The organism is Mucilaginibacter flavidus (assembly GCF_024055575.1).
Taxonomy (GTDB): Bacteria; Bacteroidota; Bacteroidia; order Sphingobacteriales; family Sphingobacteriaceae; genus Mucilaginibacter; species Mucilaginibacter flavidus.
In genome coordinates this window covers 62,979-89,231 of the sequence record NZ_JAMXOE010000022.1, presented here as the reverse complement: position 1 = coordinate 89,231, position 26,253 = coordinate 62,979, and the positions used below count along the sequence as shown (strand labels likewise).

At 42.6% G+C, this 26,253-nt stretch carries 19 protein-coding genes; 16 read left to right on the top strand and 3 right to left on the bottom strand.

Going from position 1 to position 26,253, the window contains the following annotated elements:
• The first annotated feature begins 153 nt into the window (after window positions 1–153).
• Both NAF19_RS24250 and NAF19_RS24245 read left to right on the top strand, forming a co-directional pair.
• Window positions 154–2,025, top strand: a complete 1,872-nt coding sequence (locus NAF19_RS24250; protein ID WP_252792943.1) for a S8 family serine peptidase — start codon at window positions 154–156, stop codon at window positions 2,023–2,025.
• 207 nt (window positions 2,026–2,232) lie between these two features.
• Window positions 2,233–2,523, top strand: coding sequence for a hypothetical protein (locus NAF19_RS24245; protein WP_252792942.1), 291 nt, complete (start codon window positions 2,233–2,235; stop codon window positions 2,521–2,523).
• Window positions 2,524–2,593: 70 nt separating this feature from the next.
• Here the strand turns inward: NAF19_RS24245 and NAF19_RS24240 are convergent, their stop codons facing one another.
• The gene (locus NAF19_RS24240) at window positions 2,594–4,072 is read right to left on the bottom strand and encodes a ligand-binding sensor domain-containing protein (protein WP_252792941.1); all 1,479 of its coding nucleotides are present in this window, start codon (window positions 4,070–4,072) and stop codon (window positions 2,594–2,596) included.
• Between the two features lie 230 nt (window positions 4,073–4,302).
• Here NAF19_RS24240 and NAF19_RS24235 point away from each other — a divergent pair, with 230 nt between their 5' ends.
• Window positions 4,303–5,679 carry a beta-helix domain-containing protein gene (locus NAF19_RS24235; RefSeq protein WP_252792940.1) on the top strand — a complete coding sequence of 459 codons (1,377 nt, stop codon included), beginning with the start codon at window positions 4,303–4,305 and terminating at the stop codon, window positions 5,677–5,679.
• Between the two features lie 123 nt (window positions 5,680–5,802).
• On the opposite strand, the gene NAF19_RS24230 is transcribed toward NAF19_RS24235, so the two are convergent.
• Complete coding sequence (locus tag NAF19_RS24230) at window positions 5,803–6,219, bottom strand: hypothetical protein (RefSeq protein ID WP_252792939.1); 417 nt, start codon at window positions 6,217–6,219, stop codon at window positions 5,803–5,805.
• Window positions 6,195–6,617 carry a hypothetical protein gene (locus NAF19_RS24225; RefSeq protein ID WP_252792938.1) on the bottom strand — a complete coding sequence of 141 codons (423 nt, stop codon included), beginning with the start codon at window positions 6,615–6,617 and terminating at the stop codon, window positions 6,195–6,197. Before NAF19_RS24225 ends, NAF19_RS24230 begins: the two co-directional genes overlap by 25 nt.
• Window positions 6,618–7,300: 683 nt before the next feature.
• On the opposite strand from NAF19_RS24225, the gene NAF19_RS24220 reads away from it, so the two are divergent.
• From NAF19_RS24220 to NAF19_RS24160, 13 genes are all read left to right on the top strand, one after another.
• Window positions 7,301–10,465: a SusC/RagA family TonB-linked outer membrane protein gene (locus NAF19_RS24220; RefSeq protein ID WP_252792937.1), complete on the top strand. Its 3,165-nt coding sequence runs from the start codon at window positions 7,301–7,303 to the stop codon at window positions 10,463–10,465.
• Window positions 10,466–10,477: 12 nt separating this feature from the next.
• Entirely contained in the window at window positions 10,478–11,998 is a 1,521-nt protein-coding gene (locus NAF19_RS24215; protein WP_252792936.1) for a RagB/SusD family nutrient uptake outer membrane protein, read from the top strand.
• A 30-nt stretch (window positions 11,999–12,028) separates the two neighbouring features.
• The gene (locus NAF19_RS24210; protein WP_252792935.1) at window positions 12,029–12,715 is read left to right on the top strand and encodes a hypothetical protein; all 687 of its coding nucleotides are present in this window, start codon (window positions 12,029–12,031) and stop codon (window positions 12,713–12,715) included.
• Window positions 12,716–12,803: 88 nt separating this feature from the next.
• Window positions 12,804–13,790 carry a DUF5007 domain-containing protein gene (locus tag NAF19_RS24205; protein ID WP_252792934.1) on the top strand — a complete coding sequence of 329 codons (987 nt, stop codon included), beginning with the start codon at window positions 12,804–12,806 and terminating at the stop codon, window positions 13,788–13,790.
• A 601-nt stretch (window positions 13,791–14,391) separates the two neighbouring features.
• Entirely contained in the window at window positions 14,392–14,811 is a 420-nt protein-coding gene (locus NAF19_RS24200; protein ID WP_252792933.1) for a hypothetical protein, read from the top strand.
• A 202-nt stretch (window positions 14,812–15,013) separates the two neighbouring features.
• On the top strand, window positions 15,014–15,478 hold the full coding sequence (rimP, locus tag NAF19_RS24195) for a ribosome assembly cofactor RimP (protein ID WP_252792932.1): 465 nt from the start codon (window positions 15,014–15,016) through the stop codon (window positions 15,476–15,478).
• Window positions 15,479–15,482: 4 nt separating this feature from the next.
• Window positions 15,483–16,718, top strand: coding sequence for a transcription termination factor NusA (nusA, locus tag NAF19_RS24190; protein WP_252792931.1), 1,236 nt, complete (start codon window positions 15,483–15,485; stop codon window positions 16,716–16,718).
• Between the two features lie 61 nt (window positions 16,719–16,779).
• Window positions 16,780–19,779 carry a translation initiation factor IF-2 gene (infB, locus tag NAF19_RS24185; RefSeq protein WP_252792930.1) on the top strand — a complete coding sequence of 1,000 codons (3,000 nt, stop codon included), beginning with the start codon at window positions 16,780–16,782 and terminating at the stop codon, window positions 19,777–19,779.
• A 55-nt stretch (window positions 19,780–19,834) separates the two neighbouring features.
• Window positions 19,835–19,972 (top strand): hypothetical protein, encoded by a 138-nt coding sequence (locus NAF19_RS24180; protein WP_252792929.1) that lies wholly within the window; start codon window positions 19,835–19,837, stop codon window positions 19,970–19,972.
• Window positions 19,973–20,229: 257 nt separating this feature from the next.
• Window positions 20,230–20,982, top strand: coding sequence for a hypothetical protein (locus NAF19_RS24175; protein WP_252792928.1), 753 nt, complete (start codon window positions 20,230–20,232; stop codon window positions 20,980–20,982).
• A gap of 1 nt (window position 20,983) precedes the next feature.
• Entirely contained in the window at window positions 20,984–23,749 is a 2,766-nt protein-coding gene (locus NAF19_RS24170) for a TonB-dependent receptor (RefSeq protein WP_252792927.1), read from the top strand.
• A gap of 23 nt (window positions 23,750–23,772) precedes the next feature.
• Window positions 23,773–24,948, top strand: a complete 1,176-nt coding sequence (locus NAF19_RS24165; RefSeq protein WP_252792926.1) for a DUF4249 domain-containing protein — start codon at window positions 23,773–23,775, stop codon at window positions 24,946–24,948.
• Window positions 24,949–25,059: 111 nt separating this feature from the next.
• The gene (locus NAF19_RS24160) at window positions 25,060–26,214 is read left to right on the top strand and encodes a DUF4249 domain-containing protein (RefSeq protein ID WP_252792925.1); all 1,155 of its coding nucleotides are present in this window, start codon (window positions 25,060–25,062) and stop codon (window positions 26,212–26,214) included.
• Window positions 26,215–26,253: the final 39 nt, after the last annotated feature.

Here is a 26,253-nt window from a genome sequence, read left to right as displayed (position 1 = left end):
CCGCCGATTCAAGGTCCGGCTGACGTTACTAAACGATCATTAGCCGGGTTTCGGCATTGACGCTTTTGTTTAAAGAAGTTATTGTAAGCGGGACGTATAAACCGGCAGGGAAAAATCGGCCGATTTTGTATCTTAGAAAATTAAATTACTACTATGAAATCGGTATTCTTCGCGAAAATGTTTGGCACTTTCCTGTCATTGTTATTTTTGTTTGCAACAAGTTCGTTGGCTCAAAAGCCAATTGCTAGTTCAGGTGCACAATTACCTGTACATAACTATCCCGTTAAAGACAGCCTTAACGTATTGCTTGGCAATGAGCAGCGGATCAAAGCCTTTGCCATACAATTGAGGAATGACCTGGCTACCGATATTGCTAAATTCGACATACGTGATACTGCTGTTTTAAAATCGTATTACAGGATATTAGGAGATCTTGCTTTTTACGATGGTGATCGTCAAAAGGCATTGGCGTATTATGATAGTTTAAGAATGCTGGAGGTTAAACCTGCAGCCAAGGCCACCAGCGCCTTGGTAAAAAGATCGTTGATAGCGGCGGGCGACCCTGCGTCACCGGCCTATATAGCCAATTTCAGAACTATTTTTACAAAAGCGATAAATACCATACCGTATGTTACTGCAGCGTCGTCATTGCAGCGCATCAGGCAGCAATATGCTAACATGACCGCCGCCGAATACGTTAAAATTGCAGCGAGCGACCTGAACCCACCTATAGCCAACGGACCGCTTTCTGTAAGAAACATAGATTATGTGTTGTTTCTTTTTTATGAAATGCATGATTTTGATAAAGTGAGTGCGGTGGTTACCGCTGTGATGGACAGCGTAACGCATGTAAACGCGCGCAACCAGGTAAACATATGGCCCGCGCGTGATTTGGAGCTGTTACCCGGAAAACCCTATAAACCCGTTGTGATATCGGTATTTGATTTAGGTACCGACATTTCTCTTTTTAAAGACAGGCTATACACCAACCCAAAAGAAAAAATTGACGGATTGGATAACGACCATAATGGCTACGTGGATGATCTTCATGGCGTGGCTTACGACGGTAAAGAAAATAAAGATACGCACCTGCTAATGCCCTTATCAGCAGAAAAACAAAAACTATACCCAAGTGCCGTGCGGCTGCTAAAGGGTAACGGCGAGGACGAAGCAGGTGTGGAAAGTGCTGACTACCGTTATTATAAAGACGCCCTGGCAAAGGCAAATGTGGTGCAACGCGACTCTATCTATGGCCTGATCAATTTTGTGGGCGACTACATCCACGGGACGCATGTTGCGGGTATTGCCATGCGTGGCAACCCTTATGCGCGTTTGCTTACCGTTAGGTTTACTGAAGATGTTGGATTTACTCCGGATGGGGGCTCGCCTTCTGTTGAAACAGAACAGAAAGTAGCCAAAAACCTGAAGGACCTGGTACAATATTGGAAAGCCGCAAACGTGCGGGTGGTGACCATGAGCTGGGGTTATTTTGTAAGCGATTATCAAAGCGATATAGCCAAATACAACCCAAAAATGCCCGAAGAGGATCAGAAAGCCCTTGCAGTAAAGTTATGGACCATGCGTAAAAATGCGCTTTTTGATGCGTTTAGTTCGGCCCCTGGTATTCTGTTCGTTGCATCAAACGGTAACAAAAACTCCAATTCCAATATCGACCTTAGGTATCCCGCAGCACTCGATATCCCCAATATGATAGGCGTAGGGTCGGTAAACAGCGCCGGCCTCGAAACCGATTTTACTGCTACCGGGAACAAGGTTGCCATACACGCAAACGGCTACCTGGTTGAAAGCTTTGCCCCCGGAGGTACAAAAATTTTATTGTCGGGCACGTCGATGGCTACGCCATACATCGCAAATTTAGCAGCGAAGCTAATCGCTGTTAAGCCATCACTCAGCCCGGCCGAAGTAATAGCGCTTATCAAAAATGGAGCGGATATTTCGGCAGATGGCCGTATTAAACTTGTTAACCCAAAGCGATCTTTTGAATTGCTGTCTGCTGCAAAATGAACGTAAACCGGTCCGTAGATTTTATAATCGCTCGCGTCTATAAAAGTTTGGATTTGAGACACCGTTTTCAAAGACTACGGGCATAGTCGTCTGCAGACACAGTCTACGAACAGCGGGCCTTCGTCTACAAATGCACCAGGCAGGTAGCCTATGACTACCAGGCACGAAATACCTTATAATCCTTATTTTCGAAAAAAATAACAGCCTATGAAAACGCTAGCAGATTTTAAAGCGTCCTTAAAGTCAGACCAGCCGGGTACCGGACTCTCTGTTCAATTAAAAAGCCTTTGGTATGATGGCAAAGGCGACTGGCATAAAGCACATGCGGAGGTAGATCAGCTTACAGACCAGGCTTCGGCATGGGTACATGCCTACCTGCACCGTAAAGAAGGCGACATTTGGAATGCTGATTACTGGTATAACAAAGCACGGCAGCCCCGCCCGAACGTGTCTTTGGAAAAGGAGTGGGAGCAGTTGGTATTACAGTTTCTTGGTTGAGGCCCTCGCCCCATGCCCGCCGGTTCAGGCGGGATTTAAACCGGCAGGGTAATTTAAAGTTAAATTCCGATCAGGGTTTTTGTTTCTTCCTGAGCCTTAACAGGCCGTTGGCGGTGGTTGCATAAATGGCCCCTTTTGAGTCCTGGACTAATTGATAAATTGTATGACCGGGTGCAGGGGAGTTAATGTTGTGATAATTTTCCCAGCCATCTTTCAAATTGAACCTTACAATACCCGACTGATCGGTACCTAACCATAAAACGTGTTCAAACTTGTCGTACAAAATATCATTGACGCGGTTTGAGGGCATTCCTGAATTTTTATCATTATAGTGAAGCCATTTGCCGTCGGCTTTCAGTACTGCCAGGCCTTCCTTATCGTCGTCATCCACAACTTTATTATAATTGACCAGCGAGAAGTAGAGGTTACCTTTTTCATCCTCTACCGCATCCGAGATGCTCATGTTTTTTAATGGTGTGTTTGATTTATTAAATGTGGTAACAAAGAAATTTTTATCAATCATGATAGTGCCTTTAGCGGTACCTATCCATAAATTTTTGCGGCTATCAACATAAGCATAGCTGATATCATTTGACGGCAGCTGTGGTAAGGACTTTTTATTAAACACCACCACTTTATCGTTTCTAACTGCCACCAGGCCCTGGTTTGTAGTAAAAAGGAGCTTTCCGTTACTGCTGTTTAAGATATGGGTAACCGCTGAGGTAAAATACTTATTGAAGTCGTACACCCGGAACCTGCCGGCGGTAACCTGGTAGATGTTATGATCAACATACACCCATGTCTTATTGTCTTTATCGGTGTTTATACTCCCTATCGCCTGGTCGGCAGTAAACGGCGAGTTGTATTCATTAACAGGATTGAAGAATTCCCCGTCGAACCGGGTTAGCCCGCCGGCGGTAGCATACCACAAAATATCAGACTTATCCATCGTGCACGACCGGCTTATATTATCGGGAAGAGGAGAGTTGTATTTGGTCCAAACGCTGAACTCGTAGGTTTTTAGCGACGGGTTGCTATAAGTAGTTTGTTTATTATAGATGACGGGATCGTCCGGGGGCCTTAATTCGGCCAGGTCCATCCGTTGGATCTGGCTTGACAATTTGCCATCGGCAATACGGAAAATCACATTCACAGATGCGCTTACGGCTTTGCCATTTACTTTAGCCGGTTTCCACAAAAAACCATTCAGGTACCTGATCAAATCGGCGGTGATCGGGAGGTTTGCGATGTCGGTATGGCTCAATACGCAACCAAAACCGGTAGAGTCGACCACAACCTGGAAGGTTATTGATCCTTTGGAATTCCCCAATAAGTATTTACGAACGATTTGTCCGGAGATATTATCCAGGATAACCTGGTCGCAAGTTGCCTTTGGGTCCCCGCAGTCCATACAATAGTTTGAAGTGTTGCAGGCCTCTACTTTTTCGAGGAAAAGATTTTGTGCTGAAAGCCCTGCAGGTAAACAGAAAATAAACAGGATGACGAGCCATAGCCTGCAAACCTGATTTGATGGAAATACTGCTGACATTAAGTTTATAAATTAAAGAAAGCAAACGCAGAACGGCAAATGAATGATAGTTAAAATAAGTTAAAGTTTGAAACGCTTGTCCGGGCCCCTGTCCGTGTTTTACCCCCGCCGGGCTATTATTGTTTAAAGCGACTGTTGCCAGATGATATTAATAAAATCATATTGGAAATTTAATTGATTTCAACGAAAACCATTTTCGTTATTTCTTGTTGTTGAATATATTTTTCCCCATGAAAAAAATTATTTTACTTACACTTTTTGTTTCCGTATATCTTATATCCTGCAAACAGGACAACATTTCTCCAGGCAAAATCAGCGGCAAAAAAACCGATACCTTGCAGGGGGCAATAACCACTAATACAACCCTTGATGCCGGCAAAAATTATTTTTTAAAAGGGCAGGTGTTTGTTAAAAACAATGCAGTGTTAACTATACCCGCGGGCGTAACCGTGTACGCCCAGGTGAACGCAGCAGCAGCCAATAAAAGCGCACTTGTAATAAGCAGGGGGGCGAAACTGAATGTAAATGGCACCGCCGCCATGCCTGTTGTTTTCACATCAGCAGCGACAACAAAATTGCCCGGCGATTGGGGCGCAATTGTATTAATTGGCAACGCACCAACAAACGTGGGTACCGGTTACGTTGCCGGTTTACCTGCCAACCCCGATACCCAGTATGGTGGTACCAATAGTGCCGATAATTCAGGCTCAATAACTTATTTGAGGCTGGAATATACCGGCGGCATAAATCCGCCTGCGGAAGACGAATGGGCAGTGGATAAAGCCAGCGGTTTGGTGCTGGCAAGCGTTGGTTCGGGCACCCGGATTGATAACGTAATGGTGAAATATTCTAACGATGACAGCTTTCAATTTGTTGGCGGAACGGTAAATGCAACCCATTTAATCAGTTATAACTGTGGCGATGATGATTTCGATTTCGACCATGGGTACGAGGGTAATTTGCAGTTCCTTATTGGTTACCGTACTAAAGCTTCTTCACATGCGCTTCGCGCTAACGGTTTCGAAAGCTATAATGATTCGGTGCCTACTACCAACGTCCCTTTAACCCGCCCGGTGGTGTCAAACATGACAATTATAGGGCCGGAGGGAATTGACGCTGTAAAAACCAATATTAACCAGGGGGTTTATATGCGCAAAGGAACCCGGTTAGCAATCAGGAATACCGTGATTGCCGAATACTCTGAAGGCGGCTTTATGGTATGCCCCAGGACACGACCAGTGATATTAACTAATAATGATGCCGAGTTCCGCAGCAATTTGGTTCACGCAGACACACTTGCGCGGACCTTTTGCTGGGACCAGGATTCGAAAGGTGTTTTTGCAGACCCGGAGCTGACGCTTTTTTTGACTAACACTGTAAATAAAGATTCGGTGATAGCCACCACTGCCGACCTGAAACTTAAGGCTATGTATAACCATGGTGCTGCTCCCGACCTTACGCCAACAACCGGCTCGCCGGCCCTGCACGGCACCGATTTTACCGGGGTTGATTTTTCAAACTCATTTTTTACCCAGGTAAGTTACCGTGGTGCTGTGGGGACAACCAACTACTGGGCAGCACAAAGTAACTGGGCCGACTGGCGATAGAAAATCACGACATCCGCTTATTTTGAAAGCCGGTAAAACATGCAAGCCGGAATCATTATGTGTCGCGGCAGAGACTAAAGGCATAGTGGTTCGTAAACGCAATCGACAAATAGCGGGCACCACTTATTTCGGCTTTTCTGTTTTTGCCGACGATTGATGGTGCATGATGCCCATATTGCCGTAGATGATGATGTTAACCAGCCCCAACAGAAAAGTGATGATCTGTAAGCCTGTAAATACCCTCATATTACTGTGCATGGTAACCTTTGCGCCTATGGTAATGGCGTCGTCAATTGCTCCTGTCAGTGCCATCAGGCTTAATATTCCGAAAAAAATCGACAAGAAGTTGAAAATCCAGCAAAGACTGATGTAACGCCTTATTTTGCGGGGGTTGTTTTTTGCGATGTCTTTTGCAAAGGTGACAGAAATGGTAATAATACCCGCCGAAAGCGTAAGCAATTGTTTGGTCAAATCGCCGGCGTAATCGAACAGGTCTTTTACCTCGCTCTGTATGTCTAGCAAAATGGAAATAGCGGGCATAATTTTTTTAGTGCGCTTTTAATAGAATAACTGGAAATCCGGGGTGGTCTTGATGTGTGATAAGCGATTAATACTATCATCGAGGGCCCTTTGCCTCCGGCAACTTTGTACATTGTAATAGTATCCGTTAACCTGCGAAAGTTAGCAACTATAGTGTTGTACACATCCTGGTTGTGTTGTTTGTCGTAGGCTTGCAATCCCCTGTCTATCAAACGGGTCATTTCTTTCTGTGCGTCTCCCGTCACTTCAAATCCCGAAAAAGCTTTATTTTCAATAGCATACAACTCGCTTTTCAATCCGAAACTGTGTGTTTGCGAAAAGGCTGAAGTACTGCCTGTCACCATCGCCGAAATCAGCAGGCACAAGCTTAAAATGCGATAAGATTTAAGGGAATTCATAACGGTTTTGATAAAAGGTTTACGATGGGCAAAGAAACGGCGGTATTCCGCACATTTTCAATTACTTATTGAAGGTAGAATTTATTTTTCGGATTTAAAAGCCTGAAGATAAAGTATTTCGGTGCAAAGAGAGCCGCTTGCAGAGGGGCTGCGCACCGTGCTATGTGGAAACCTGGACATTTTCTTCGCTGCCGCCCCCTAAACGCGGAGCACGAGTCGCCCACCTCTTTTGGTCCGCCCGGATACTCGCGCTAGAGGAGTTAACCGCCTCTTGCGGCAGGTCCCTTATTTTGCCGATAAAAACCTGGTCCTTTTCATTGGCCCAGACTTCGTACTCCAGTTCGTTGGGTATTTGGCCGGTGAGTATGGTGCGGTTATAGCTGATGATAAATTACCTCATATTTCATTTTATAAAAAAAATTCTCCTGGCTGCGATCGGACTTATCCGGGCGCTGGTCTACCCATATCGGTCTTTAAGCTTTCACCGGCGGCACAGGTTCCCCGGTGCTATTTTTTAAAATATTATAATATGTAAAGATTGTTGGGGCATTTCGGCCATAAGCCTGTAATAAAGGCGATAAGATTGAAAATTGGTTAATATAACGTTAATATGAGATAAGATATCGTGAAATAATATATCTGTGTAATATATACATTTGAGTTCACACACTAAACTATTAATTATGACAAAAACTTTTACATTCTACAGGAAACTTTTGATTGTATGTATTTTTCTTTGTTGGCAAATTCCCTGGGGTGCTTTTGCCCAGGCTGTTCTAAAGGGAAAAGTAGTTGATAAAGACAATGTGCCTATTGTAAATGCCACTGTTACGGAGAAGGGGACTACAAATTCAACATCCACAAATGAAAAGGGAGAATTTAGCCTCAAGATTATTAAACCCAACGCGGTTTTAGTAGCTACCTGTGTGGCTTTTTTGCCTGCCGAAACAACGGTTGGAGCAAAATCTACACTTACTATAGTGTTACATGAAAACCAGCAAACGTTGAGTGAGGTGGTGCTTATCGGTTACCAGAAAATTGCGAGAAAAAAAACAACAGCCGCCATTTCAAGTATCTCGGCAAAAGAATTGAGCGACCTGCCGGCTGCAAGTTTTGATCAGCTTTTGCAGGGTAGAATTTCTGGTGTTAACGTACAAAATTTTTCAGGCCAGCCGGGTGCAACACCTACGGTTTCTGTAAGGGGCAGCTCGTTAGTAAGCCGTGGATATGATGAATATAATGTGGTAAACACGCCGCTTTATGTTGTTGATGGTGTGCCGCAGCCAACAGAAAATTATGTTGGCCCGGGGGTAGGCACGGGTGCTAACTACCTTGCCGGAATAAATCCAGCCGATATTGAAACAATTGATGTATTGAAAGATGCTTCAGCTGCCGCAATTTATGGTTCAAGGGCGGCCAATGGTGTTATATTAATTACCACCAAAAAGGGGTTATCGGGCGATCCGAGGATTACCATTAATTCATACTTTGGCATTACTCAACGCCCGAAATTGCGTGACGTAACCCTGGGTACTACAGAACGGAGGCAAAAATTGGACGTTTTACAAAGTCAACTTCTTTACGGTGATCAAAGACAGCTTCCGTATATCCTTACTGATAGCCTAAACACTGCTTTTAACGGAAATACCGACTGGCAGGATCTTTTCTATCAAACAGGGAAAATTACCAATACTGACCTGAGCTTAAGCGGTGGTGGTGCCGGAGGTACGATTTATCGTTTTAGCGGTGGTTATTATAATGAAGAAGGTATTGTTAAAGCCACAGGATTTAAAAGATATTCTGCCAGGATGAACCTTACTTCGCACGCGCTTAATGGTAAATTGATGATTAACCCGTTAATGGCTTATTCAAGAACTGACAAAGCAAGAGGTAACGGCGACAACAGCAGCCCCATAAGTCTTGGAGCCGGAAATATGCCCTCCTCTCTATTAAATCTGGATCCTGATAAAAAAGCATATTATTTAGGCTCGTACAGCGAAAATTTAGATAAAAATATCGGGAACCAACTCACATTTAATTTAAATTTAAGCTACCAGATTACTAAGCATTTAACATTAAACTCACAATCGTCTTATTTATACAACGCCAATCGCAGGGATTTGAGCAGGAGCGATCTGTTACAGAACGGGCAGGGTAATTACTCTTACAGCTATGCTGATAATAGTATAAATTTAACTACCTCAAACTTTATAGCGTATAACAATACTTTCAAAAAACACTCAGTTAGCTTTGTAGCCGGTCAGGATATTTTATACAACCAGTTTCAGAATACTATAGCGTCGGGCTATAACGGGCCGTCAGATAATATCCAGGTTGTGCAGGGCTTTCAGCAATCAAAAATTGGTGCCAGCTCTGATTACCAGGCTTACGGTTTATTGTCATATTACGGTAGGTTAGCATACGACTATAACAGTAAATATTTACTGTCTGTAAGTACAAGGGCCGATGGCTCGTCTCGCTTTGGGCAAAACCATAAATGGGGCTTTTTCCCGGCAGCATCTGTTGGATGGTTAGTATCCGAAGAATCATTTTTGAAAGACAATCCCGATAATCCCTTTACCCTGGTGAAATTAAGGGCGAGTATTGGAGCCTCTGGTAGTTTACCTAACAATAACTACCTTCAGTACAACCTTTACAACGTAAATAACGGGGGGTTTGAAGGAAACAGCGGTGCTACATCTTATAATGGAGTTACAGCTATTACACCTAACTTTTACGATGGCGCAGCTCAAAAAAGTTTAAGCTGGGAAAGGTCAACGCAATGGAACATCGGTACAGATATTGAAATAAAAAATGGCAAGTATGCCGTTTCACTTGATGTATATAATAAAGAATCGTCATTACAGCTTTTCAGCGTAGATCTTCCGCTAACTACCGGTTATGATTTAGCGCTTACCAACTCCATTGGTGTTCGTAACTCTGGTGTTGAGATCACCATTTCGGCGAACCCGCTCGAGGGGGCTTTCAGATGGTACTCCCGCCTTAACCTCGCTTACAATAAAAACCGCATTATGAGCTTGCCAAACGGCGGGCGGGATTTGGTTTTGAGCGGCGACAGGTTTGATAAATCCCACATTTTATCTGTAGGAAGCCCGATCAACGCATTTTATCTTTACACAACCAAAGGTGTTTTTCCAACTAATGCAAGTGTTCCTGTAAATCCTCTAACGGGTGAAAGATACAGAAACAGCAACGGCACATACCAGGCCGGTGATTTTTACCTGGCCGATTTGGACGGAGATTATTTCATAGATATATTTAACGATGGAATAAATCCTGATAAAAGACCCATAGGTGATCCTAACCCTAAATACACCGGCGGCTGGACAAATAACTTCAACTACAAAAACTTTAGCTTAAGTATCTTTTCAACTTTTACGTTTGACAGGGATGTATTGAATTTATTTGAATCAGACAGGTTTTCAAATTCAACAGATGGTAACGCCGTATCCAATTTTGCCGGCACATCAACGCCCGATTTGAGCAAGATTAATATATGGAGAGCCCCGGGAGATAAAGCTACCTATGCAAAATATGATATAGGAACTTATAGGTATTACTATACCGGCGCCCAAACATTTTTCCTTGAAAAGGGTGGATATTTTAGAATTAAGAGTATAAACTTTGGTTATGACTTCCCAAAGAGCGTTTTAAAGAAACTTGGGGTAAGCAAACTTAAAGTATACGGCATCGCTGATAACGTGAAGATGTTCCAGCAATCAAAAAGATTGCCCGATGCCGAAGCAGTGAACCCTTATGGTGAATACAACGGGAATGGCTATCCAATACCAAGTAAATACACAATAGGCCTTGAAATTAATCTGTAATAAGAAATAGCGATGAGAAATATATATAAAAAATTAAGCGTATTCTTTGGTATATTGGTTTTTGTAAGTGTTAGTTCATGCAAAAAATTGCTTGAGCAGGTACCTAAAAACTCAACTTACTATGAGGCATTCTGGAAGAATGCAAAAGATGCCCGAAATGCACTGGCCGGCAATTATTCATTGCTGCGTAGTGCCGTTACCTATAAAAATGACCGGTATTATTTATACGGCGATGCGATTGCAAAAAATTATTTTACTATACAATATAATGGCGATGGGCTTGAAGGGATACAAAATGGTGATTTTACATTTCAGTATAACGTAAATTCATTAGCCAATTACACATTGTACTACAAAACAATCGCAATGTCAAACATTGTGCTGAAAAATGTAGCAAAGATAACTGATGCGCAGCTTAGTGATGAAGAAGATCCTGCTGCATTCAGGAAAAACGTGATGGGGCAGGCCTTATTTATTAGGGCGTTAAGCTATTTTATGATGGTTAGGATATGGGGCGATGTTCCTATTGTTACCGAAGCTTATGACGATCCGCTTAGCGCGCCTCAATTGGCAAGAAGCCCTAAAGCTGATGTGATGAAACTTATTGAGGACGATTGTCACAAAGCCGCAGGTATGTTAAGCTGGACATATACTAACGCTGGCGATGCTAAAGTTACCGCGAACTGTGGTTCTGTTTATGGCCTCCTTGCACATCTGTATCTTTGGAGGGCAACTATGCTGGATGTATCTAATAATAATCCAAAACTTACAGATGTAAGCAGCGCAGATACTACCATTAACAGCCTGATGGCTCATGGTAATTATGCAACTGTTGATACAGCTAATTATAAAAATATCTTTATTGGCCGGTCAACAGAGGGCATATTTGAAATTAACATGAGCGAAAATACCCTTGAAGGATCAAATTCAAATGTAGGGATTAACTTTTTAAACGGAAGTTATATAAACAATGCTTCCAATACCCCTCGTTATTTTGTGCCTCCGGGCTATTTATCTGACCATTATGGTACAGGGTCAACTGATATTCGTTACGAAAAGAATTTTGCCCTCACAGGTACCGATAAACCTATGTGCATTAAATACAGCAACGTTGTATATCGTAATCCCGGACAAAAGCTGGATGCTTACCTGAGCAATAATATGATTATTTTCAGATTAAGCGATTTTAAACTATTGAAAGCCGAAATAGCTTTGTACAAAGGAGATAAAAGTGCCGCAATAAAAATCATAAATGAGTTTAGAATTAAAAACGATCCTAACCCATACTTATTAGATGATAGTTTTAGCGCTGACGATGTAATGTATGAATATATTATTGAACGCGGTAAGGAAATGTACCTGGAAGGACAAATCTTTTATGATCTGCTAAGAACGAGGCAATATGGCAACCATATTGACTGGTTAAGCGAGCCGAGATTTAAGGCGGAAGGTTTTTACTGGCCGGTTGACCCGGCATTGTTCAGGCAAAATCCGCTGTTAAAGCAAACTAAATACTGGCTTGGTAAGGTTTAATAAATGAGTAGTACTAAACAAAAGAAAATTATGAAAAAATATATAAGTATATGTATATGTTTTGCGGCCTTTTTTATTGCTTCGTGCAAAAAAGACAGCTATAAAAACGACGGCGGGGTGAGCAAAGCATATGTTGATTTAACAACATATGATTACTTAAAATCGAACCCTAAATTTGATTCATTGGTAAAAGTGATTGACAAGGCCGGGTTAAAGGATGTAGTAAACAGTAATATTACCTTTTTTGTTACCACCAATTATGGTGTTGCAGATTATGTAGCTGCCAAGAAAAATCAAAAAGCTATTGAGGTGGGAAATGAGAATATCAATTTCGGCATCAAAGACATTCCGTCGCAAGAGCTAAGCGATTCATTAAAAACCTACATGTTTGAAGGGAAGATTAACAGGGATCAAATCACATTAGCCGGTAAATTATATAATAGTTTATTGGGGCCCATTCCAGATGTGAGTTACATGATTAAATTCAGGCGGTCATTTGACTATAGCAATTATGTAGATCATGTGGATTATGTGACCTATACCAAAGTAATCGGAACCAGGGATGATCAGGAACTTGATCAGAATGCCATTCCTGATGATCAAAAAGATAAGGCCGTTGATTGTCAAACATCTGGCATTATCACAAAAACGGGAATTGTGCATGTTCTTGATGGTCGCCATCGTTTATTTTTTAATGCGCAATCCTTAGGTAATTAATTAAATAATAATCTGATACGGCTGCATGATCTTGTGATCTGAATACATTTTATAAGGTTATGACAGCCATATCTAAAAAATAAATAATATGCAAGTGAAAAAATATATTCTTGGAATAATGCTTTTAGGGAGTGTTGTTGCATGTAAAAAAATCCAGAATGGTTTTCAAAGCGATGCTATTCGATATAAAGATAATGACATCTATGCCAAGCGCGGATTGATCTTGTTTCAATCTGACCGGATAAACGCCGACGGCTCAACTCCGCCATATTCGTTTAAAATGCTTAATTTAAGAAAGGAAGATGGCAGCGCCGCACCAAAGGAATTTACAACAAAATATGATATCCTGGTTTTTAAGCAAGGGCTATCTTTTGATGCAACAACCGACACAACTGTAGCATTACTCAATGCAAAAAGAGAAACTCAATCAACGTATCCGATGTCCTTTAATGAAACGAGCGGGCAGCTGACCTTTAACCGGGCTTCAACACATCTTCCGCTTGGCAGATATGTTTTTGATGTGGAGATGAAAAACGTTACCCGCACAAAATTATTCCCCTCATTGGCAACCATCAATGTTATTGACCCGGCTCCTGAGGATCTTTTTGTGAAGACCGATGGTGTGGCAAATGCTTTTAATGATAAAACCGGGGCCGTTACCCCCATGAAAGCCCCAACAATTACCTGTACTAAAATATCCGGTGATGGTGCAAGGGTGATATTGAAGATGGTTGACAAAAATGGCAAAGTTTTTAATCCCAGAAGCGGCGAAATCATTAAAAGGGGCGATAGGCCGGTGTTTGAAAACTATGCCAAATTTAATCCGGTTATAAAAAATGATACCGCCATGATATGCGATTTTGAAGTTGCGCCTTTTCCTTTAGCACCGTATGTAACACCTTCAACTAACTGGGGTTTTTTAATGTATTACAGAATCCCAAGCACTTTTGCAACAATTGATGGTTTCCCTGCTTCGTTAGGTACGTTTTCCATAAATCCAAGATGGTCATGGCAGGTAAAGCTTGAAGGAACTTATATAGTACAGGTTAAATTTAATGATGTAACCCATAAATAATATTCAAAGAGTCAAATACTGATTCATTAAAAGTCGATACTGTTATTTTATCTTTTACTTAAAAGTTAGAATTAACTAAGATTAATGGAGTTTGCAAATCACACTCCCGTTGTCTGGTATTTAACAGCAGTGTTTGCCTTTAATCCTTTCATCTTTATTCTATATGTTTTACATGTAGTTAATGCGTAAAAGCGTGGCCAGGTAAGATCGGGGCACGCTTTTTTTTAACTTTAATTTGAACTGAAAAGGTAACCAGCCCGCTGACACCTTTAGTTAATAAATTTTTATCATCGGGCAATAATGCCGCCATCAATTTATAGGCTTATACTTTCTTGAGCCCTTAACGCAGATGCCAAAGTTTTACTTGGAAAAATAAGCCCTGCTTTACCTAATGTAAAGCCGGGTTTATTAGAAATTGCCTTGTCCTGAAATAGATTACTTGATGTAAACCAAAAAGCGGACAAAACCAAGTGTAAACTTTTTTTAAGACGGGACAATTTGGAATTAACAATAGTCTCTTAAATTTTGAAGACGCCACGCATTCGGTAAATTCTTCAATTCTAAAAATTCCGGTTCAGAAAATTATTGATGATATTTAACCATGAAAAAATCCGCCTGGCTTTTACTAACACTTTGCTTCGCCTGTAGCCAAAAGCCAAAAGCGCCTTCGGTGCATATCAGCCTTATAAATAATAAGCAGTCGGTTAAATTCACGGGGCTCGATAATGCCATCGTAAACGAAATAAACCGCGATTCGGTGCGCGAAGTTTGGCAAACGCTGTTGCCTGTATACAAAATGCCGGCCGATTCCAATTTAAAAAATTATCAGCCTGTTCAGCCCGGTGCTTATATGGTAAAAGATAGCGCCGTAGTATTTACGCCCGATACCCCCTTCGTAAAAGGCCATGCTTACTTTATGAGGTACTACCGGTTTAAAGGCGAGAACATGTGGGATTACATACAAGGGCGAAAGAGACTGGGAAATGTGGAACACGTTGACCTGGTTGTTAAAGTTAATTAGGCTATAGTTGTTGTAAAGGTTGTAAAAGCATAGCCAACCGGGGTGCGCCTGCAACATTTACAACAACTACAACATTTACAATCCTTAAAACCAAAATACACTTGAAATTTTAAATAAAAATTACTACATTTGCAGTTGAATTAAAAAAGAGGGGGCGATTGTCCCCTCTTTTATTTTATCAATCAATTATTTTTGAGGGATAATGAATATCGAGAAAAGAGTAAAAGAGCTGGTTGAAGAAAAGATTGCCGATAAGCCACACCTGTTTTTAGTGGATGTAAAATTCCACAGCAATGGTAAGCTGATGATTTTGGTTGATGGCGATAACGGTATAGGCATTGATGAGTGTGTGGCCATAAGCAGGCATGTTGGCTTCCATTTGGAAGAGGAAAACGTGATTGAAACTGCTTATAACCTCGAAGTTTCATCGCCGGGTATTGATACTCCACTTACGTTAACCAGGCAGTATACCAAAAACATAGGCCGTAACTTAGCTATTAAAATGGCTGACGGCGCTAAGCGGGAAGGTAAACTATCGGGCATTACGGAAGATGCCGTTATAATTGAAGAAACAATAAAAAATAAAGGGAAAAAGGCCGAAACTGTTGAGAGCGTTATCCCAATAAATACAATAACAGAAACAAAAGTTTTAATATCATTTAAGTAGAAAAATGAGCAATATTAATTTAATTGATTCTTTCCAGGAATTTAAAGATTTCAAAAACATCGATCGCCCAACGATGATGAGTGTGCTGGAAGACGTTTTCAGGAGCATGATCAGGAAAAAATATGGCACTGACGAAAATTGCGACGTAATTGTTAATACAGACAACGGTGACTTGGAAATCTGGCGGACGCGTAAGGTTATGGAAGATGGCTTTAGTGAGGATGATGACCTGGAAATTGAACTGGCCGAGGCGAAATTATTAGACCCAACTCTGGAAGTTGGCGATGAGCACATTGAGCAAATCACCTTAGAGAGCTTTGGCCGTCGCGCTATATTAGCTGCCCGCCAAACGCTGGTATCTAAGATACTGGAACTGGAGAAAGACGAAATATTTAAAAAATATAAAGACCGCGTTGGCGAAATTGTTACCGGCGAAGTTTACCAGGTTTGGAAAAAAGAAACTTTGGTACTTGACGACGAGGGCAACGAGTTGTTGCTGCCAAAATCGGAACAAATACCTGCCGATTACTTTAAAAAAGGCGACAGCGTAAAAGCAGTGGTCGACAAGGTGGATATGCTGAACAGCAACCCCAAAATCATCATATCGCGTACAGCGCCCGAGTTTTTACAGCGTTTGTTTGAGCAGGAAGTACCTGAAATTTTTGATGGCTTAATCACCATTAAGAAAATTGTACGCGAGCCGGGCGAACGTGCTAAGGTAGCGGTTGAATCGTATGATGACCGTATCGATCCGGTTGGTGCCTGCGTAGGTATGAAAGGATCGCGTATACATGGTATCGTTCGCGAGTTGAAAAACGAAAATATCGACGTAATCAACTATACCAATAACCTGCAGCTTTATATACAACGTGCATTATCACCAGCTAAAATCACTTCGATTAAGCTTGATGATGAGAAAAAAACTGCTGCCGTTTACCTAAAACCCGACCAGGTTTCGTTAGCAATCGGTCGTGGCGGACACAACATTAAGTTGGCTGGTAAATTAACAGGTTACGAAATTGATGTTTACCGTGAAGCGGATGAAACCGACGAAGATGTGGACATTGAAGAATTTTCGGACGAAATTGAGAGCTGGATTATCGACGAATTTAAACGTATTGGTTTAGATACGGCAAAGTCGGTACTGGCTTTAACAGTGGGTGAATTGGTAAAACGTACCGATTTAGAAGAAGAAACTGTAAAAGAAGTGTTATCAATTCTGCAAGCTGAGTTCGAATAAACGTAATAACCAAAATTAAAATCGTATTTTTGCACAAAATAGCAGAGAAAGAATATAATAAATGTCAGAAGACAAATCCATAAAATTATTTACAGCAGCAAAAGAGCTGAATATCGGTACAGGTACTATTGTTGACTTTTTGGCAACAAAAGGGTATAAGGTACAAAAACACCCTACTACCTTGCTTGATGGCGATATGTACAGCGCGCTTTTGAAAGAATTTGCTGTGGATAAAATTATTAAGGAGGAAGCTAAGCAGATAAGCATAGGAAAGATAAGGAAGGAAGAGCCTGCGCCGTTTCCCGAAAAGCCGGTTGAACACCGCCGTTCGAGAGATTTCGAGAACGAGGAAATCCTTATTAAAGGAATTGGCAACCACTATAGCCCGCCGCCGGTTGAAAAGCCAAAACCTGTTGAACCTCCCAAACCCGTTGAAGTACCTGCGCCTGTAAAGGCCGAGGAGCACAACGCGGTATTGCCTGGTGTAACCGTAGTAGGCAAAATTGACCTGAATAATCTGAACGCAAAACCTCAGCCACCGGCCGAAAAGCCTGTTGTTAAGGAAGAGCCTGTAGCGGCAAAGCCAGAAGTGGTAGCGCCTGCGCCTGCACCGGAGCCTGTAAAAGAAACACCAAAAGAGGTAGTTGCTGAGGCCCCGAATGTTGAAGAAGTTAAAAAAGAAGTACCTCCGCCGGTTGTAGTGCCTCCGGTTGTAGCATCTGTTGTGCCTGAAGAGCCGGTTGTTGACGAACCGCAGGAGCCCGAAGTAATTCGTGCAAAAGCCGAGCGTTTGAGTGGCCCTAATATTATTGGGAAGATACAGTTGCCGGTTAATGCGCCAAAACGTAACCCGGTTGCTTCGTCATCAAACACAAATAGCGCAGCCGACCATAAGCGCAAACGTAAACGTAAAGATAACCAAGGCCCGGGTAACAACCAGGGTGGTGGCCAAAACCCGCAAAACTTTGCACCAAACCCTCCTGGGTCGCAACAGGCGCACGGTGGTAACCGTCCCGATTTCAGGAACCGTGGCACAGGCGCTAATCCCGGTGCTGGCAATAACCAGCAAGGTGGAGGTGGCAATCGTCCCGATTTCAGAGGCAACAGGAATACCGCTCCTCAAAACAGCGGACCGAAGGAAGAACCTTCAGAAAAAGATATACAAGACCAAATTAAGGCCACACTGGCCCGCCTTAGTGGCGCCGGTAAATCGGGCAAGTTTGCGCAACGTGCCAAGTTCCGCCGTCAAAAGCGTGATGATGTAGCAGCAACTGCCGAAGAGCTGGCAATGGAGAACGAATTGCAATCGAAGGTTTTAAAAGTAACCGAGTTTGTAACCGCCAACGAACTGGCAAGCATGATGGATGTATCTGTAACACAGATCATATCTACCTGTATGAGCCTTGGTATGTTCGTATCCATTAACCAAAGGCTTGATGCCGAAACATTGAGCATTGTTGCCGATGAGTTTGGTTACCAGATTGAGTTTGTAAAACCACAGGACGAAGAAAGCAGTCTTGATCAGCCGGATGATCCGGAAGATTTGGTACCACGTGCCCCAATTGTAACCATAATGGGTCACGTTGACCACGGAAAAACATCGTTGCTCGATTTTATACGCAAAACCAACGTTATAGGCGGCGAAGCCGGGGGTATTACCCAGCACATTGGCGCTTATGAAGTTACCTTACCTGATGATAAAGGAAAAATAACCTTCCTTGATACACCGGGCCACGAAGCGTTTACCGCTATGCGTGCCAGGGGTGCCCAGGTAACCGATATTGTAATAATAGTAATTGCTGCTGATGACAGCGTGATGCCGCAAACCCGCGAGGCCATAAACCACGCACAGGCTGCCGGCGCACCAATCATCTTCGCATTCAATAAAATTGATAAGCCAGGTGCAAATGCCGACAAGGTACGTGAGCAGCTATCAGCCATGAATATTTTGGTTGAAGAGTGGGGTGGTAAATACCAGTCGCAGGAGATATCGGCTAAAACCGGTTTAAATGTTGAGTTATTGTTAGAGAAGGTTTTACTGGAAGCAGAATTGCTTGAATTAAAAGCCAACCCTAATAAACGTGCCGTTGGTACTGTTATAGAAGCTGCTTTGGATAAAGGCCGTGGTATTGTTACCACCATTTTAGTACAGGCAGGCCGCTTAAAGGTAGGCGACCCAATACTGGCTGGCTGTTATAGCGGTCGTGTTAAGGCGTTAACCAATGAGCGCGGTCAGCGTGTAGAATCAGCAGGCCCGTCGACACCGGTACAGGTGTTGGGTATGCAGGGTGCACCAACTGCGGGCGATAAGTTTAACGTGCTGGAAAGCGAAGTTGAGGCCCGCGAAATTGCCAACAAACGCTTACAATTACAGCGCGAACAAGGTTTACGTACGCAGAAACACATCACGCTTGATGAAATTGGCCGCCGTTTGGCAGTTGGTAACTTTAAGGAACTTAACATTATTGTTAAGGGCGACGTGGATGGTTCAATCGAAGCGTTATCCGATTCGTTACTGAAACTATCAACCGAACAGATACAGGTAAATATCATATCGAAAGCCGTAGGGCAAATTTCGGAATCAGACGTATTGTTAGCATCAGCTTCTGATGCAATAATCATCGGCTTCCAGGTGCGTCCTTCAGGAAGCGCACGTAAACTGGCCGAGGCCGAGCAGATTGATATCAGGCTTTACTCGATCATCTACGATGCGATAAATGAGATAAAAGCCGCTATGGAAGGCATGCTTGCACCAACCTTCGAAGAGAAGATTGTTGCGAATGTTGAAATACGCGAAACCTTTAAAATCAGCAAGGTTGGTACCATTGCCGGCTGTATGGTGCTTGATGGTAAGATTACCCGTAACAGCAAAATACGCATCATCCGCGAGGGTGTGGTAATTTACACCGGCGAGCTGGCATCATTGAAACGCTTTAAAGACGATGTTAAAGAAGTTGCCACCGGCTATGAGTGCGGCTTAAACATCCAGAACTTTAATAATATTGAAGTTGGTGATATAGTTGAGGCTTACGAAAATGTCGAGGTAAAGCGCAAGCTCTAATAAAAACATAAAAAAAGTAAAAGGCCCGGTAAATTATTTTGCCGGGCCTTTTTTTGTGCTTTTATCTTTTGGTTACAGGGCGGCGGTGATGATGCCTTTTGCCATGATGATGCCTTTTATGATGCAGCTTACGATGGGCACTTCTATGATGAACAACCTGGGCATTTACTGTGCTGAAGCTAAACATCGCTAATAAAACAATCGCTAAAACTTTTAATGATTTCATGTAGGGGAGGGGTTAAATATTCCTCCAATATTATATATCGTGTCGACAAATTGAGTTGAGGATTTGTAACAATATTGTAGCAGTTATATTGTTTTGAGTACACTAAGGTAAGGTTTTAAACTAAAAATACAGTTTTTTTCAATAAACCAGCGTAAATGCTTGTTTTTTAGCCCAAACTGGCGTAAATTCCACTTTTAACCTTTAGCGCCAACTAACCTAAATTCATGAATAAACCTATTTACCTGTTCTCAGCAGTGCTGTTACTTTGCGCTTTTTTTGCGCGAAATGCACGGGCACAAACTGCACCAGGCGACAGCAGTTCGCAGCAAAATGCCCTGAATAACGCCGTAACACTATACAACACCAGCATAGGCATACAAGCACCGATTTACACAGGGCCCGAATATTATTTTTACGACCCGCATATTAAAGGCAATGCCTACTACCTGGATATAAATGGCTTTACCAAAGGCTCGGTTTACTATGACGGCACTTTGTACAATAACATGTCAATGTTGTACGATATTAATAATGATGATTTGGTAGTGTTGTACCCGAGCAGGGTATCAAAGTTTATAGCGATTAAAGAACGGGTAAAAAGCTTTGACTTTTTGGGCGGGCATTTTATCAACTTAAATGCAGATACACTGGCTGCCGGCGGCGACGTAAAATCTGGCTATTACAGGCAGCTTTACAATGGAAAATCTGAAGTACTGGGAAAATACTCAAAAACCATCCAAACTACCACCAGCAATACAAACGGGGTGGAGAATTATTTCAGCTTCTCGAAGGATTTTTATATCAAAAAAAACAACGTTTACCATAGTGCAGGCAGCAAGGGGGCGGTTCTCGATATTTTTAAAGACAGGAAGAAAGAAATACGAAAATTCATCAGTGCGAATGATTTGGATTTCCACGCCAACCCCGAAGAATCGCTGGTTAAAGTTGCAACCTATTACGACCACTTATCAAACTAACATGAGAAAAATATACCTCGCAAGTTTTTGCTTCCTGGTTTTTTTACACGCTGTTTCAGCCCAGCAAAATAGCACAAAGCTGTTTACTGTGAACTTTCAGCAAGCCACCATATCACAAATTGTAAACGAGCTTGAATCAAAAAGCAGCTATCATTTTTATTATGACCCTGCTCAGTTTGATAGTTTAAGGGTTACCCTGCAGGTAACGCAGCAACCGCTGAATGCTGTTTTAGACCTCGCCTTTAAGAAAACCGCATTTGTGTACGCCATTAACCAGCAGCAGCAGGTGTTTATTACCAAGGGCCGGCAAATACGCACGGAGCTAGCGCTGGGCTATTCGCAGGTACGTACAAATACACCGGTTAGCCAGGCGCCCGTTGCAGACTATACACAAGAGGCTGAAAAAAAGGTGCCCGATGCTACAACGGAAAACAAACTTTACGAAATTGGGGTAAAAACCAATACCATAAAGCCGGGGAGGGCCATATTGAGTGGATATATACGTGATATTAAATCGGGCGAGGCCGTTACGGGGGCTACTATTTACGTGGCAAATACTAAAACCGGCGCGGCTTCAGACCAATTTGGTTTCTTCTCAATTACTTTACCGCGCGGCCGGCAAACTTTGCTGGTACGGGGCCTGGGCATGCGCGACACCCGCCGGCAGATAATACTGTATACCGATGGCAAGCTGAACATTGAAATGCAGGAACAAATTAACAGCCTTAAGGAGGTTAAAATTTCGGCAGAGAAAGTGGCCAACGTAAGGAGTACCGACCTTGGCGTAGCAAAGCTGGATATCAAAAACATTAAACAAATTCCAACTGCATTTGGCGAGGCCGATGTTCTAAAAGTTGTTTTGACCCTCCCTGGGGTTACGTCGGTAGGCGAAGCTACAACCGGCTTTAACGTACGCGGTGGTGCGGCGGACGAGAACCTTATTTTGCTTGATGGCAATACCATTTATAACCCGGCCCACTTTTTTGGGTTTTTCGCAGCCTTTAACCCCGACATTGTAAAGGATATAGAGCTTTACAAAAGCAGTATTCCTGAAAAATTTGGCGGGCGTTTATCATCCGTTTTGGATATTACCAACCGCGAAGGCAACAAAAAGAAATTTACAGGCTCAGCAGGGATAGGCTTGCTGACAAGCAGGCTGAACGTTGAAGGTCCGCTTGGCAGCGATAAAACCTCGTTTATATTTGGCGGCCGCACCACTTATTCCGATTGGTTATTGAAGTTGCTGCCCGAATCGTACAAACATAGCCAGGCATCGTTTTATGATTTTAATTTGGGCATAAGTCACCAGATAAACGAAAAAAACAACCTGTACCTAAGCGGCTACCTTAGCCAGGATAAGTTTAAACTGAATAGCGATACGAGCTACTCATACAGTAATAAAAACCTGAATGTTAAATGGAAGCATAATTATAATAATAAACTATACAGTTTAATTTCGGCAGGCGTTGATAATTACAAGTACAACGTATCGAGCACCGCCAACCCGGTAAACGCGTACAACCTTGGTTTTAAGGTGATGCAATCGAATTTTAAAACCGACTTTACCTATTATTTAAGCAATAAGCACACGCTTAACTTCGGCCTGAGTTCAATACTGTATAAAATTAACCCCGGAACGTTTGAGCCCAATAGCGATAAATCATTAATTGCACCAGACATTATCCCATCAGAAAAGGCATTGGAAAGTGCTGTTTACCTGGGTGACAAATTTGATGTTACCGACAATTTAACCATTAGCGCAGGTGTCAGGTTTAACGCTTATAGCTACCTTGGCCCACAAACAGTTAATAACTACGCCCCTAATTTACCTAAAGAGCCCAACAACGTATTGGATAGCACCACTTATGGTAGTGGTAAATTTATAAAAACATACCTGGGCCCCGATATCAGGCTATCTGCACGCTATTTGCTGGGCGACAATTTATCTATAAAGGCGGGCTATAATACCCTGCACCAATATATCCACCTGTTATCTAACTCAACGTCAATATCTCCAACAGATGTTTACAAACTCAGCGACCCTAATATTAAGCCCGAAAACGGCGACCAGGTGTCGTTAGGGATTTTCAAAAACGCACAGGCCAATACCATCGAAATGTCGGTTGAGGTTTATTACAAAAGGCTCAGAAATTACCTCGACTACAAAAGTGGCGCTGTGTTGCTTTTAAACCACCATATTGAGCAGGATGTAATAAACACCGAGGGCAAAGCTTACGGTGCCGAATTTTTGCTTAAAAAAACCGCAGGTAAGTTAAACGGCTGGATGAGTTACACCTATTCGCGTACATATTTACGCCAAAACGACCCTTTTGCAGGTGAGTTTATAAATAGCGGCAAGTATTACCCGGCAAATTACGACAAACCGCACTCGGTTAATTTTAATGGTAACTACCGCTTTACACACCGTTACAGTGTATCTTTCGACATTTCGTACAGTACCGGGCGGCCAATAACACTACCAATTGCAAAATACGAATATGCCGGCTCTGAGCGCGTATTTTACTCGGATAGGAATGCGTACCGGATACCTGATTATTTCAGGTCCGACTTTTCAATTATCATAGAAGGCAATCATAGGGTACACCAGCTAACACACAACTCGTGGACTATAGGTGTGTACAATATTACCGGGCGGCAAAATGCTTACTCCACATTCTTTAGCGAGCAAAGTGGTGTAATAAGCGGCTATAAGCTATCAATATTTGCTGCCCCTATTCCGTTTATTAATTATAATATCAGGTTTTGATGATGGGGCACAGAACTGGTTATATGATATTGTTTTTTGCGCTGGCTGTAACTATAACTGCCTGCAGGAAACCGTACGACCCGCCGGCAATATCGGCGCCTGGTACCTATCTTGTGGTTGAAGGCGTAATTAACAGCGGGGCCGACTCAACTATAATTAAGCTGAACCATACAGTAAAGCTTTCCGCCTCAACCAGCATAAACCCTGAATTAGACGCCATAGTACGTGTTGAAGGCGACGATAACAGCAGCCGGCCCTTAGCCGCAGCCGGTAAGGGTATTTACGTCTTTCCGGGGCTAAATCTCGATGTTAACCACAAATACCGACTCAAAATAAAAACTGCTGACAATAAAGAATACGCATCGGATTTTGTGCCGGTAATAAACAGCCCGGCAATTGATAGCGTAACTTATAAAGTTAAAAGCGACGGTATCGACATTAATTTAAACACCCACAGCCCCAATAACCTAAGGTATTACAGGTGGGAATATAACGAAACATGGGTTCATCAATCAGACTTTGAATCGAACTACAAATCAAATGGTGACACGGTGTTACAACGCGACCGCGTGAACAACGGGATATATGTTTGCTGGAGAAATAATGCGTCGAGTACGATAACACTGGGTTCATCGGCAAAACTGGCGCAGGATGTAATCAGCGATTTCCCGATAACTTTTATATCGCGCCACGACGACAGGCTGAGGCACAGGTATAGCATATTAGTAAGGCAATATGCGCTTACCAAAGATGCTTACAGCTTTTGGCAAAACCTTAAAAAAAACACCGAGCAATTGGGTAGCATTTTTGATGCACAACCTTCGCAAATAAATGGCAATATCCACTCGTTAACAGGCGCTAATGAGCCGGTAATTGGCTATATCAGCGCGGGCAACTATGCAACTAAAAGAATTTATATAGATGAATCAACGCTGCCCCCCTGGCTCGACCCGCTTGGCGACGGCTGCGTGGCAAAACCGTTATTATATCGTTTTTTTGATAAAGACGGGCAAGGGCCATTTAACCAGGTTGACCAGTATATTAATTTTTACAAAGCAACCGGCGAGCTGCAAATACCTATCGACGCTATCAAGCCCCCCGGCTCACCAATAATAGGTTATACGGGAGCGCCGCCGTCATGTGTTGACTGTACATTAACTGGTAGCAATAAAAAGCCAGACTTTTGGCAATCAAATTAATAATAGCATGAGAAAAAGGGAGTATTGTATATTGAAAGTAATAGAAGTAGTTGGCTGTGGGTTACAAAATGGAACGAACAAACAACCTGATTTTTGGAAATAAGAGAAAATATGAAAAACTGGAGAATTTGGTTATTTATTTTAACGCTATCAATAGGTTGCAAAAAACCTTATAACCCTAAGGTGATCAATTCGCCGAGGAGTTACCTTATTGTGGAAGGCACAATTAATACGAATGATACCACCACCATTAAATTAAGCCGTACGGTTAATCTTAACGCCAGCACAACGTTAAACCCAGTGGAAGGCACCATACAGGTTGAGTGCGATAATGGGGATAAATTCGGCTTATTTGAGGTAGCGCCCGGCATTTATAAACTTGCGGGCATAACCCTTGACAGTACCCGGAAATTCCGGCTAAGGATAAATACGCCAGGTGATGGAAACGAATATCTTTCAGACTACGAACAAGCGAAAGCGGCACCCCCTATTGACAGCGTTGGCTTCAGCGTTACAGGGAAGGGCATCCAGTTGTATGCCAACACGCACGACCCCAAAAACGCTACGCACTATTACCGCTTCGACTATGTGGAAACTTGGCGGTTCCATTCCATGTTTAATTCGTCATACGTATCAAACGGCACCGCAGTAGTGCCTCGCAGCCAGGATCAGCTGGTTTATTATTGTTTTGCAAGCAATGCTTCTACAAGCATTATTTTAGGCTCTTCAGCCAAGTTAAAACAGGATTTTTTGTTCCAGGCTCCAATTACTGCAATTGAATCAACGTCCGAAAAAATTGAGTTAAAGTATAGCATTCTGCTGCGCGAGTATGCGCTTACAGCCGATGCGTACAAGTTTTGGGAAACGCTAAAAAAGAATACCGAACAACTGGGAAGTATTTTTGATGCCGAACCTACAACATTAGCGGGCAATATTCACAACACGCACGATGCCACCGACATTGTAGTGGGGTTTATCAGTGCGGGCACGGTGGCAAAAAAACGAATATTTATAGCCAGCGAACAGCTGCCAAGTACCTATTTGCCAAAATATCCTTACGACTGCTCTATAGATTCGACATTTTATAACGACCCGCACAGCCATGCAAACACGGTGTTGCAACGACTTTTGGCTGGCGCGGAAGTACCTGTAAACGCAATATTTAGTAATACGAGCCCTAATCCGATAGGATTCACAGCGTCCGACATATATTGTATCGACTGCACTTTGCGGGGAAGCAAACAGCAACCGGATTTTTGGAAATAATTAACTGAATAAAAGAAATTAGCTCAATATAAATAGCAC